This window comes from Flavobacterium limicola (assembly GCF_003634755.1).
GTDB lineage: Bacteria > Bacteroidota > Bacteroidia > Flavobacteriales > Flavobacteriaceae > Flavobacterium > Flavobacterium limicola.
Map to the genome: position 1 here is coordinate 101,155 of NZ_RBXA01000004.1, position 11,326 is coordinate 112,480.

General features: G+C 34.5%; 12 protein-coding genes. 7 read left to right on the plus strand and 5 right to left on the minus strand.

Going from position 1 to position 11,326, the window contains the following annotated elements:
* The first annotated feature begins 7 nt into the window (after window positions 1–7).
* The gene (locus BC952_RS13045) at window positions 8–523 is read left to right on the plus strand and encodes a DUF2892 domain-containing protein (RefSeq protein ID WP_121366067.1); all 516 of its coding nucleotides are present in this window, start codon (window positions 8–10) and stop codon (window positions 521–523) included.
* A gap of 160 nt (window positions 524–683) precedes the next feature.
* Window positions 684–1,382 (plus strand): TlpA family protein disulfide reductase, encoded by a 699-nt coding sequence (locus tag BC952_RS13050; protein WP_121366068.1) that lies wholly within the window; start codon window positions 684–686, stop codon window positions 1,380–1,382.
* Here BC952_RS13050 and BC952_RS13055 read toward each other — a convergent pair.
* Together BC952_RS13055 and BC952_RS13060 are read right to left on the minus strand one after the other, a co-directional pair.
* The gene (locus BC952_RS13055) at window positions 1,379–2,272 is read right to left on the minus strand and encodes a lytic transglycosylase domain-containing protein (protein ID WP_121366069.1); all 894 of its coding nucleotides are present in this window, start codon (window positions 2,270–2,272) and stop codon (window positions 1,379–1,381) included. The two genes, BC952_RS13050 and BC952_RS13055, sit on opposite strands and share 4 nt — an antisense overlap.
* 41 nt (window positions 2,273–2,313) lie before the next feature.
* Window positions 2,314–2,982 (minus strand): alpha/beta hydrolase, encoded by a 669-nt coding sequence (locus tag BC952_RS13060; protein WP_121366070.1) that lies wholly within the window; start codon window positions 2,980–2,982, stop codon window positions 2,314–2,316.
* A gap of 113 nt (window positions 2,983–3,095) precedes the next feature.
* Between BC952_RS13060 and BC952_RS13065 the strand changes: the two genes are divergently transcribed.
* Together BC952_RS13065 and BC952_RS13070 are read left to right on the plus strand one after the other, a co-directional pair.
* Window positions 3,096–3,818, plus strand: a complete 723-nt coding sequence (locus tag BC952_RS13065) for a pirin family protein (RefSeq protein ID WP_121366071.1) — start codon at window positions 3,096–3,098, stop codon at window positions 3,816–3,818.
* A 23-nt stretch (window positions 3,819–3,841) separates the two neighbouring features.
* Window positions 3,842–4,126: a GNAT family N-acetyltransferase gene (locus BC952_RS13070; protein ID WP_121366186.1), complete on the plus strand. Its 285-nt coding sequence runs from the start codon at window positions 3,842–3,844 to the stop codon at window positions 4,124–4,126.
* 61 nt (window positions 4,127–4,187) lie between these two features.
* Here the strand turns inward: BC952_RS13070 and BC952_RS13075 are convergent, their stop codons facing one another.
* The 3 genes from BC952_RS13075 to BC952_RS13085 form a co-directional block, all read right to left on the minus strand.
* Window positions 4,188–5,822, minus strand: coding sequence for an ABC-F family ATP-binding cassette domain-containing protein (locus BC952_RS13075; RefSeq protein ID WP_121366072.1), 1,635 nt, complete (start codon window positions 5,820–5,822; stop codon window positions 4,188–4,190).
* A 222-nt stretch (window positions 5,823–6,044) separates the two neighbouring features.
* Window positions 6,045–7,220 carry a GlmU family protein gene (locus tag BC952_RS13080; RefSeq protein WP_121366073.1) on the minus strand — a complete coding sequence of 392 codons (1,176 nt, stop codon included), beginning with the start codon at window positions 7,218–7,220 and terminating at the stop codon, window positions 6,045–6,047.
* 122 nt (window positions 7,221–7,342) lie between these two features.
* Window positions 7,343–7,594, minus strand: coding sequence for a type B 50S ribosomal protein L31 (locus tag BC952_RS13085; protein WP_121366074.1), 252 nt, complete (start codon window positions 7,592–7,594; stop codon window positions 7,343–7,345).
* Between the two features lie 241 nt (window positions 7,595–7,835).
* On the opposite strand from BC952_RS13085, the gene BC952_RS13090 reads away from it, so the two are divergent.
* From BC952_RS13090 to BC952_RS13100, 3 genes are all read left to right on the plus strand, one after another.
* Complete coding sequence (locus BC952_RS13090; protein WP_121366075.1) at window positions 7,836–8,366, plus strand: DUF4199 domain-containing protein; 531 nt, start codon at window positions 7,836–7,838, stop codon at window positions 8,364–8,366.
* Window positions 8,367–8,372: 6 nt separating this feature from the next.
* Window positions 8,373–9,332, plus strand: a complete 960-nt coding sequence (locus BC952_RS13095; protein WP_121366076.1) for a glycosyltransferase family 2 protein — start codon at window positions 8,373–8,375, stop codon at window positions 9,330–9,332.
* Between the two features lie 216 nt (window positions 9,333–9,548).
* Window positions 9,549–11,276, plus strand: coding sequence for a phospho-sugar mutase (locus BC952_RS13100; RefSeq protein WP_121366077.1), 1,728 nt, complete (start codon window positions 9,549–9,551; stop codon window positions 11,274–11,276).
* Window positions 11,277–11,326: the final 50 nt, after the last annotated feature.

The following is an 11,326-nucleotide window of genomic DNA, read 5'->3' on the forward strand; positions in this document are numbered from 1 at the left end:
ACCCACTATGTTTCACAGAAATATTAAACTTATTATCGCCGGACTTATTATCGCTACTGGCATTTGGCAATTTACAGAAAGTAATATCGGTAACGGAATTTTCCTTCTAATATTGAGCGCAATTCCTATTTTCCTTTACTTTAAAAACGAATTCATCTTATTAGCCTTTTTAAAACTTAGAAAACAAGATTTTGAGGGTGCCAAAAAATGGTTGGCTTACATCAAAAATCCAGAAACAGCTTTGATCCAAAAACAACAGGGCTATTTTAATTATTTACATGGAATCATGCTTTCGCAAACAAATATCAATCAAGCAGAGAAATATTTTAAGAAAGCAATCGAATTGGGATTATCAATGGATATGGATTTAGCTGTAGCCAAATTAAACTTAGCTGGAGTTGCCATGACACGCAGAAGAAAATTAGAAGCTACTACGCTATTGAACGAAGCTAAAAAATTAGACAAACAGAATATGTTGAAAGATCAGATTGTCATGATGAAAGAACAAATGAAGAAAATATAATTTCTTCTAAGAATAACTTAAACATTTAAAAAAAACCATTTGCAGATGCAAATGGTTTTTTTATTCCTAAAATGCTAATTAACGGATATTTAAGTGATTTACCGATTATTTTATTTAGACGCATTTTTTTTACATAAATTTAGTTTCCAAAAAAAAAAAAATGACAAGAAAAATACTCTTATTATTCTTTTTACTTTCTTTTTCAAGTAACTATTCCCAAGATAGTATTGCCTATTTTTCTGATGCCTTACGATTAAATATCAATTCTTATAATGCTGCAAGTAACCGTGCTTTTGAAAATAAAGATTTTAATGAAGGCAAACGGTTATTTGACTCACTCGTACAATACAAGCTTATAGGAACTCGATTTGATGATTTTACGGTTAAGGGGTACAATTCTAAAGACGTTATCTTAAACAACATCAACAAGCCTATTTTATTAGTAACTTATGCTTCATGGTGCATCCTAAATAAAGGAGATGCTCCAGCATTAAATGAATTGGCAAAAAAATATCCTGACGACTTACAAATTGTCATTATTTTTTGGGATAAAAAACAGAACCTAAAAAAAATAGCCAATCAATTTAGCAATGCAATCAAAATATGCTATGCTAACGAGTCCTACGCTAATGATTTCAGAATCATCGCAACATTAAAACATACGTTAGGAATTCCTACTGTATTTTTTATTGATGAAAACAAAAAGGTAGTAAACATCAACCGTGTTAAAAATCATTACAAACCAAAAATTTCATTTGACACCGCTTTGACTATCAGTTATGATCTTTTTGACCAAATGATCAATCCTCCTTTAAATAAAATAACTACTAATTCCGGCATAGCCAACAATAACAATTAATAACCCTTCAAAGGAATTTCGATTTGGTATTTCTTACCGGTTTCATTCAGCAATTTTGTTTCCCTAAGCCAAGGATTGTGAATTTTCAAAATTTTATAATTGATCCCTTCGTTTTTTGCAAAATCAGCCAAATCCGTAATAGAGCTGTCAATTTCTACTTTTCGAGTTGGCAGAGCGCTATATAAATCTTCGGAAGCAATGGTAAAACCATATTTCACGGGATTCTCCATAATTTCTTTCAAAGCTAAAATCCTAAAAACATAGCGAGATGTTTCTTCCGTAAGCAACAAATCATAATAATTGGATACTTTCTGAATTCCAATTTGTTTATTCACACCTGTCATTCCTCCATTATAGGATGCCGCCGCTAAGGTCCAGCTTCCAAACTTTGTTTTAGCACTTAAAAAATAACTGCAAGCCGCTTCCGTTGATTTCTCTAAATCATAACGCTGATCTACATTTTCAGTCACTTCCATTCCGCGTTCCTTAGCCGTTTCCGGCATAAATTGCCAAATACCTCTAGCTCCTGCCGGCGAAACCACATTTACCAATCCACTTTCTATAACGGCCAGATATTTAAAATCATCCGGAATACCATTCTTTTTTAAAATAGGTTCAATTATAGGAAAAGCACGATTGGCTCTTTTTATGGCTAAAATGGTGGAGGCGTGCAAATTCACATTTACCAATAATTCCCTATCAAACCGTTCCTTGACATCAGCTATTTTCAACGGAGTTTCTTCGCCTGCAAAATCAAGTTTTACAGGAAAACTATAACTAATTTCTGCTTTTACATCTTTCCCTTTTGCGTCATTTGTTGTTGCAAAAATGAATATTCCACTTGCAAAAATTACGGTAACCATCAAGGCAACTTTATTTATCAATTTCATCTTTTCTTTTTTAGGCCTTTCATATAGTCATAAAAGTGCGTTTACTTCTTTTCGGTTCCCAATATAATGGAAGGCAAATTTTCATTCAACCATTTATACTTATTTAAAATCATAATGTGCGTCCCTCCTTTTACAACGATACAATTCTTAATATATTTGATTGGAAAAACATCATCAGCATCTCCATGTATGTGAATTACGTTTTCATCCATAACGGTTCTATCCCATAAAATCACTTGTTCCACTGCCCAATTCAAATAACGAATATCCCGAACGGAAAGGAATTTTTCATATAATTTCAGTCTTTGATTTACTTTTTCTCCAAAAGAAAATTTAGCCAGACTTTCGATATTTGCAAACAGACTCATAGGAATCAATTTATAGGCTTTGGTGGTTTTAGCAATTTTGAGTCTTCGAGGAAATTCAGAATTACATCGTACACTCGAAATAATGATGACCTTGCGCGCATTAACATATTTAGCCATTTCCTGAACTAAGATTCCTCCAAAAGAAACACCAATCAAAACCGGACTCTTATGGATTACTTTTGCACTAATTCTCTTGGCATAATCCGTCAAAGATTCATTGTCCAGCGGAATTTCCCATTCTAATAAATGGATTTCAAACACCTCTTCGGGAAGTACAATTCGCTCAAAAATGGCAGCACTTGACGCCAAACCTGGCATTAGATACACGGGGATTTTACTCATAATTGTTTTAACGATTTTATAACAAAATTCAGTCTTTTTATAGCGAATTTTGTATAAAATTAATTTTTTTATTCAAACCCTATCCACTTTTTACTTTATATTATCAATAATTTATGACAACACAACTATTTAAATCAAATACAAGAGGCAAGGCCGATTTTGGATGGCTTAAAGCCAATTTCTCATTTTCTTTCGGAAATTATTTCAACCCGGAACGTTTACAATTTGGAATGTTACGCGTTTTAAATGATGATACCATCGCAAGTGGAACAGGTTTTGGCACACATGGCCACGCCAATATGGAAATCATCACCATTCCCCTTGAAGGCGGCTTAAGACATCAGGACAGTATGGGAAATGAAGGCGTAATTGGTTTTGGAGAAGTCCAAGTGATGAGTGCCGGATCCGGAGTGGAACATTCTGAAATGAATGCGAGTCAGAAAGAAGAGGCAAAAACATTACAACTATGGGTTTTTCCTGACACCGAAAACGTAACTCCAAGATATGACCAGAAATCATTTGATATTGAAAATCAAATCAATACCTTTGTAAACATAGTTTCGCCAAATGATCAAAATGATGGCAATGCACTTTGGGTTTACCAGAAAACCTTTTTCCATTTAGGAATATTCGATAGCAACACCAGTTCGACATACAAGGTTCGAATTCCTAAAAACGGTGTTTATTTATTTTTGATTGAAGGCGAAATAGAAGTTAACAACCAAGTTTTGAAGGCAAGAGATGCCATGGGAATTACAGATTTTGATACGTTTGACATCAAGATTATTACCAAATCAAAAATACTTTTGGTAGAGGTACCAATGAATCAGAGTTAATTATTATGGATGCAGCAAGTACGATGAAAATCAAAGACAACACTTTTTCTAGACAATTTGAAACTATAGTCGATCAAGGATTAGTTTCTGTTGAATATTCTTTTCAGGAGAAGAAAATATTTCTAACAAAAATAAATGTTCCTGAATCGTTCGAAGATGAAGAATTTGTTTCTAATTTTCTAAAAAACATTATGGAAATAGCGATTGAACAAAAATTGAAAGTGGTTCCTATTCTTCCAAAAATAGTAGTATTTTTCAAAAAAAATCCTATTTACAAAGAGTTACTTCCTCCTGGAATTAGACTCTAATAAAAAGCGGCTATATTTTTAGAATACAGCCGCTTTTTGATTTATAAAAATGTTAAGAGTATTATTTCTCTATCTCCTTCATGCTGTCCATTTTCTTGTGCGCTAAGAAACCGGTAATATCTTCAAAGTGTTCAACAACCCGTTTGTTTCCAAATTCGAAAACCTTGGTTGCCAATCCGTCTAAGAAATCCCTGTCGTGAGAAACCAGAATCAATGTTCCGTCAAAATCACGTAGCGCATCTTTTATAATATCTTTGGTTTTCATATCCAAGTGATTCGAAGGCTCATCCAAGATCAATAGATTCACTGGTTCCAACAATAATTTTATCATTGCCAAACGCGTTTTCTCACCACCTGAAAGCACTTTTACTTTCTTGGTCACATCATCACCATGGAACATGAACGCACCTAATATATCTTTTATTTTTGTTCGAACATCTCCAACAGCAATATCATCGATAGTTTCAAAAATTGTCGCATTTTCATTTAATAACGACGCTTGATTTTGTGCAAAATAACCAATTTGTGCATTATGTCCAATTTCTAAACTACCTCCATCAATACCAATCTCTTTCATAATGGCTTTGATCATCGTAGATTTTCCTTCCCCATTTTTACCTACGAAAGCGACTTTTTGACCGCGCTCGATAACAATGTTTGCATCTTTGAAAACCACGTGATCTCCGTATGACTTAGACAAATCTTTAACAATTACAGGATACTGACCCGAGCGTATTGCAGGAGGAAATTTTAATTTCAGTGCCGAAGTATCCACTTCGTCAACCTGAACAATAACCAGTTTCTCTAGCATCTTAACACGCGACTGAACCGCATCTGTTTTAGAAAAAGTTCCTTTGAAACGATCAATAAAAGTTCTGTTATCCGCAATCATACGTTGTTGTTCATCGTATGCTTTTTGTTGGTGTACGCGTCTATCTTTTCTTAACTCTAAATAATGAGAATATTTTGCTTTGTAATCATAGATTCTCCCCATCGTAACTTCGATGGTACGATTGGTAATGTTATCTACAAAAGCTCTATCGTGCGAAATCACCACAACCGCTTTAGCTGAATTAATCAAGAAATCCTCTAACCATTGAATACTTTCAATATCCATGTGATTGGTAGGCTCATCCAGCAAGATCAAATCTGGTTTTTTCAAAAGGATTTTAGCTAACTCAATTCGCATTCTCCAACCTCCTGAAAACTCAGTAGTTTGACGGTTAAAATCTTCCCGAACAAAACCTAACCCAACTAAAATTTTCTCTACTTCAGCTTCATAATTCACTTCTTCTATAGCATAAAACTTCTCGCTTAAATCAGAAACTCTTTCAATCAACTTCATGTAAGCATCACTCTCGTAATCCGTACGAATGGTCAATTGTTCATTGATTTCGTCAATTTCGGCTTTCATACCAAAGATTTCTCCAAAGGCTTTAGAAGCTTCTTCCATAACCGTTGCTCCGTCAGTGGCTAACAAATGCTGCGGCAAATAAGCCACTACCGCATCTTTTGGCGCCGAAATATTACCGGTTGAGGGTTTGCTTTGCCCAGCAATTATTTTTAGAAGCGTCGATTTTCCTGCTCCATTTTTACCCATAAGGGCAATTTTATCATTCTCATTTATGGCAAAGGAAACATCACTAAAAAGCGTCGTTCCACCAAATTGCACGGAAATATCGTTAACTGTAATCATTATTTTTATTTAAAGTTTAAAGTTGTAATTTTTCAATTCAACTTTTTTTTGAAGTTGCAAAGATAGATTAAATACAGAATTGGACAATTTGCAAATTGGAAGTTTTTTAGCAATCTATAAAAACTAAAAATGTCATTTCGACAAAGGAGAAATCCCAAGTCAGATTTCTCCTTTGTCGAAATGACAAATGATTTAAATTATTCAGAAATTAATTTAAAACTACTATTCCTTTCTCCATTTTTTTGATTCCTCAAAAACATGTTCTAAAATCGCTGCTTCTCTTTCGTCAAAGTCAACGTTTCTGCGAGACATGACTAATCGAGCCGTTTCAAATGCTTTTTTAGTTATATAAGTAGTAAAACCCGAAGCACCGCCCCAAGAAAAACTTGGCACAAAATTGCGAGGAAATCCGCTGCCAAAAATATTAGCGCTTACGCCTACTACCGTTCCGGTATTAAACATGGTATTAATTCCGCATTTGCTGTGGTCTCCCATCATCAATCCACAAAACTGAAGTCCTGTTTTAGCAAAACCTTCCGTTTCGTAACTCCACAATTTCACTTCTTCGTAATTATTTTTCAAATTCGAGTTGTTACTGTCGGCACCAATATTACACCATTCACCAAGAACAGAATTACCTAAAAACCCATCATGTCCCTTATTAGAATAGCCAAACAATACCGAATTATTTACTTCGCCACCTACTCTGGAATGAGGCCCAACAGTTGTTGCTCCGTAAATTTTTGCCGCCATTTTGACAACCGCATGGTCGCACAAGGCAAAAGGGCCTCTAATCACAGAACCTTCCATGATCTCAGAATCTTTACCTATATATATAGGACCAGATGAAGCATTCAAAGTAACAAATTCTAATTTGGCTCCTTCTTCAATAAATATATTTTCGGGAGCGATAACGTTGACACTTTTTGGAATTGGCTGTGATTTCCGGTCTTCAGTCAAATATTCAAAATCCTCTCGTATTGCCGAATCATTTTTGGAAAAAATATCCCAAGTATTTTCCACTGTTAAACAGTCTTCGCTATACTCTAATATCTCATACGAATCAAAATCTACTTCTTCCTGCTCATCATTGGTATAAAAAGCAATTACTTCATCACCTTTGAAAATAGCCTGGTTTGGCTCCAAATTACTCACCATTTCCACCAAAACGTCATTAGGAAGAAAGGAAGCATTGATCATCACATTTTCTTCCAGTTCTACCATTGGAAATTTTTCGGAGAGATATTCCTCTGTCAATGTAGTTGTGGTAGAACCCAAACGCATTTCCCATTTTTGACGAATCGTCATGATTCCAATAAGAATATCCGCAACAGGACGTGTGAAAGTAAAAGGCAATAAGGCGTTCCGAGCGGGACCGTCAAAAAGTATGTAATTCATTTATAAAGTTTCAAAGTTAGCAATCCCGAAGTTTCAGGACAAAGTTACAAAGTTTTCAAATAGATAAAAATAAAAAAGCCTCCCGAATGGAAGGCTTTGATGTATTTAAAAACAAGTTAAAATTATTTAACGTGTTTAGCGTATTTAGTTTTGAATTTATCGATACGTCCTGCAGTATCAATAAGTTTAGATTTACCTGTGTAAAAAGGGTGAGAAGTTCTAGAGATCTCCATCTTCACAACTGGGTATTCAACACCGTCAACTGTTACTGTTTCTCTTGTATCTGCTGTAGATTTAGTGATAAAAACTTCGTCATTTGACATGTCTTTAAATGCAACTAATCTGTAATTTTCTGGGTGAATTCCTTTTTTCATCTTGTTAATCTTTTTTATTTGTTAATTATAACTTGTCTTGAAGCTTTTCCTCTAACAGAAAAGGTATAAACTCCTTATAACTTTTTGTTTTACATTATTATTTTGAGTTTGCAAATTTACAATTTTTTTCCAATAATCAAATCTTTGCCTGACTTTTTTTATATAATCGTAAAAAACGATTTTTAGCTCCGAATATATTGGGAATTGTTATATTTGTGGATTAATTTTAAAACCACCTAAAATGATCAACGAAATTGTCAAAAAAAACGGAATAACTTTTGGAGTTATAATAGGAATAGTTTCTGCATTAATCACAGCAACAATATACGCTGTTGATCTTAATTTGTTTACTTCTTGGTGGATTGGTGTACTGAGTATTTTGACGTATTTAATTTTAGGTATAGTCCTACTTGTTAAGACAAAAAAAGAGTTAAATGGTGTTTTTTCTTTCAAAAATGCATTTACTACTTACTTCATTGCAACAGTAATAGGAATATTAATTTCAGTTTTGTTCAATATTTTACTCTTCAATGTCATTGATCCTTCGGCAAAAGAAACCGTGAATGAATTAATCATTAAGTATACAATGAACATGATGCAAAAGTTAGGAGCACCTGCTTCTTCCATCAATGAAGCTATAGCAAAAATGAAGGAAAATGATCCTTACTCACCTATTGAATTATTAAAAGGCTCCGTTTTTACAATCCTTTTTAGTTCTCTTTTCGGATTAATTTTGGCAGCATTCTTTAAAAGTAAATCTACACAAGAATAAAAATTAATGAATTTATCTGTACTCATACCGCTTCTTAATGAAGAGGAATCGCTTAATGAACTTTACAATTGGATCATCAAAGTGATGCAATCTCATAATTATACGTACGAAATCATTTTTTTAGATGATGGAAGTACCGATAATTCATGGTCTATTATAGAAGGATTTGCCCAAGAAAACCCTCATGTAAAAGGCGTTCGTTTCATGAAAAATTTCGGAAAATCACAAGCATTGCATGCTGGTTTTGCAAAAGCGCAAGGTGATGTCATCATTACTATGGATGCTGACTTGCAAGACAGCCCAGAGGAAATTCCGGGATTGTACGACATGATTACCAATGGGAAATATGATTTAGTTTCCGGATGGAAAAAGAAACGCTACGATTCCGTAGTGGCTAAAAACCTGCCTTCTAAATTATTCAATTGGGCTGCCAGAAAAACATCGGGAGTGGAATTGAATGATTTCAATTGCGGATTGAAAGCCTACAAAAATATTGTGGTAAAAAATATTGAAGTTTCGGGTGAAATGCACCGATACATTCCGGTTTTGGCAAAAAATGCCGGTTTTGGAAAAATTGGTGAAAAAGTAGTACAGCATCAAGCCAGAAAATATGGTGAGACCAAGTTTGGTATGGAACGTTTCATAAATGGTTTCTTGGATTTAATTACCATTTGGTTTCTTTCCCGTTTTGGGAAAAGACCAATGCATTTATTTGGTGCTATGGGATCGTTAATGTTTATTATTGGGTTTATGCTTGCCGGATATATTGGTATTTCAAAACTGTACCACATGTATAATGACATGCGCTATAGTCTGGTAACAAATAACCCTTGGTTTTACATCGCACTGACCACAATGGTTTTGGGAACACAATTATTTTTGGCTGGATTTCTTGGCGAAATAATTTTGCGAACAAAAAACAACGAAGAGCGCTATAAAGTGTCAAGCGAGGTTAATTTTCTATAGTTTCAACTAAGACTAAATGAAAAATAATAGTTCTCGTTTGCACAATACCTAGCCCTGATAATAGCGGCATCCTTTTTCTTTTTTTCTTTAAAAAAAGAAAAAGATATAGCGAATAGCAAGACACGAGCGTAGCGAAATGACGAAGTAAATAGCTCCTAAAAAACAAAAACAACATTACTTAAATTTTAAAAAAATTAAAAGTAAAAACAGACATAAATGGATATCAAACAAAACATTTTGGATGCGGTAAACGTATGGCTTACCCCAACATTTGACCCAGCAACTCAGGAAGCTATTAAAGAATTGATGACTACATCACCGAAAGAACTGGAAGAGAGTTTTTATAAAAATCTTGAATTTGGAACAGGTGGAATGCGCGGTGTTATGGGTGTAGGAAACAATCGCATCAATAAATATACGCTTGGGAAAAGTACGCAAGGACTATCAGATTACATGCGTACTGCATTTCCTAATCAGCCTTTGAAAGCAGTTATTGCTTACGATTGTCGTCATAATAGCGATACATTGGCCAAATTAGTTGCAGATGTTTTCTCTGCCAATGGAGTTGAAGTGTATTTGTTTTCGGATATGAGACCTACTCCAGAATTATCATTTGCGGTAAAACATTTAGGCTGTCAGTGTGGTATTGTTCTTACTGCATCACACAATCCGCCAGAATATAATGGATACAAAGTGTATTGGGAAGATGGCGGACAAATTGTACCTCCAGAAGACGAGGGGATTATCAATGTTATCGAGAATTTGAATTACAACCAAATCAAGTTCACTGCAAACGAAGACTTGATACATTATATTGATACGGAAGTTGATAAAGCTTTTATCAAATCGACTATCGAAAATGCGAGTTTTGGAACTTCGGCTGAAGCCAAAGAAAATCTAAATATTGTTTTCACCTCTTTGCACGGAACATCTATAAAATTAGTTCCTGATACCTTATCACAAGCGGGTTATCCTAATGTGAATATTGTTGAAGAACAAAGGGTACCAAATGGTGATTTCCCAACCGTAAAATCTCCAAATCCGGAAGAACCGGAAGCATTGACGATGGCCTTGGCATTAGCTGATAAAACCAATTCAGATATTGTGATTGGAACAGATCCTGATTGTGACCGTTTAGGTGTTGCTGTTCGAAATAACGAAGGGCAAATGATTTTGCTCAACGGAAATCAAACTATGATTTTGATGACTGCTTTTTTATTGGAACAATGGAAACAAGCAGGAAAGATCAATGGCAAGCAATTTGTAGGTTCTACAATCGTTTCGACTCCTATGATGATGGAATTAGCCACAAATTATAATGTAGAATGCAAAATTGGTTTGACAGGTTTCAAATGGATTGCCAAGATGATAAAGGATTTTCCTGAGTTGAAATTCATTGGCGGCGGTGAAGAAAGTTTTGGATACATGGTGGGTGATGCGGTTCGTGATAAAGATGCTGTTGCGGCTACTTTATTAATTTGCGAAATTGCGGCTCAAGCCAAAGCCAAAGGAAGTACCGTTTACAAAGAATTACTTAATTTATACATTGACAACGGATTCTACAAAGAACATTTAGTTTCACTGACTAAAAAAGGAATGGATGGTTTACAGGAAATTAATCAGATGATGATTGACATGAGAGAAAATCCATTGAAAGAAATCAACGGTCAAAGAGTCATTATGGTCGAGGACTACCAATCTTCCATAGCTAAAAACCTTTTGGACGGATCTGAGTCTACTATGACGATTCCTAAATCGAACGTATTGATTTATTACACCGAAGACGGTTCTAAAATTTGCGCCAGACCAAGCGGAACAGAACCAAAAATAAAATTCTACATCAGTGTAAATGCTGAATTGTATTCAGTAGAAGATTTTAAAGAAGTAGAAAGTGCTTTAAATAATAAGATCCAAAATATTATTGCATCAATGCAATTGAATTAATTAAAAACAAAATTGATTTTTCAGACAGACCTGATAAGTGGAAAATTTAT

Bases quoted from the DNA above. Each gene is read 5' to 3' on its own strand.
- BC952_RS13045 (WP_121366067.1), top strand. From the start codon at position 8: ATGTTTCACAGAAATATTAAACTTATTATCGCCGGACTTATTATCGCT.
- BC952_RS13050 (WP_121366068.1), top strand. From the start codon at position 684: ATGACAAGAAAAATACTCTTATTATTCTTTTTACTTTCTTTTTCAAGT.
- BC952_RS13055 (WP_121366069.1), bottom strand. From the start codon at position 2,272: ATGAAATTGATAAATAAAGTTGCCTTGATGGTTACCGTAATTTTTGCA.
- BC952_RS13060 (WP_121366070.1), bottom strand. From the start codon at position 2,982: ATGAGTAAAATCCCCGTGTATCTAATGCCAGGTTTGGCGTCAAGTGCT.
- BC952_RS13065 (WP_121366071.1), top strand. From the start codon at position 3,096: ATGACAACACAACTATTTAAATCAAATACAAGAGGCAAGGCCGATTTT.
- BC952_RS13070 (WP_121366186.1), top strand. From the start codon at position 3,842: ATGAAAATCAAAGACAACACTTTTTCTAGACAATTTGAAACTATAGTC.
- BC952_RS13075 (WP_121366072.1), bottom strand. From the start codon at position 5,822: ATGATTACAGTTAACGATATTTCCGTGCAATTTGGTGGAACGACGCTT.
- BC952_RS13080 (WP_121366073.1), bottom strand. From the start codon at position 7,220: ATGAATTACATACTTTTTGACGGTCCCGCTCGGAACGCCTTATTGCCT.
- BC952_RS13085 (WP_121366074.1), bottom strand. From the start codon at position 7,594: ATGAAAAAAGGAATTCACCCAGAAAATTACAGATTAGTTGCATTTAAA.
- BC952_RS13090 (WP_121366075.1), top strand. From the start codon at position 7,836: ATGATCAACGAAATTGTCAAAAAAAACGGAATAACTTTTGGAGTTATA.
- BC952_RS13095 (WP_121366076.1), top strand. From the start codon at position 8,373: ATGAATTTATCTGTACTCATACCGCTTCTTAATGAAGAGGAATCGCTT.
- BC952_RS13100 (WP_121366077.1), top strand. From the start codon at position 9,549: ATGGATATCAAACAAAACATTTTGGATGCGGTAAACGTATGGCTTACC.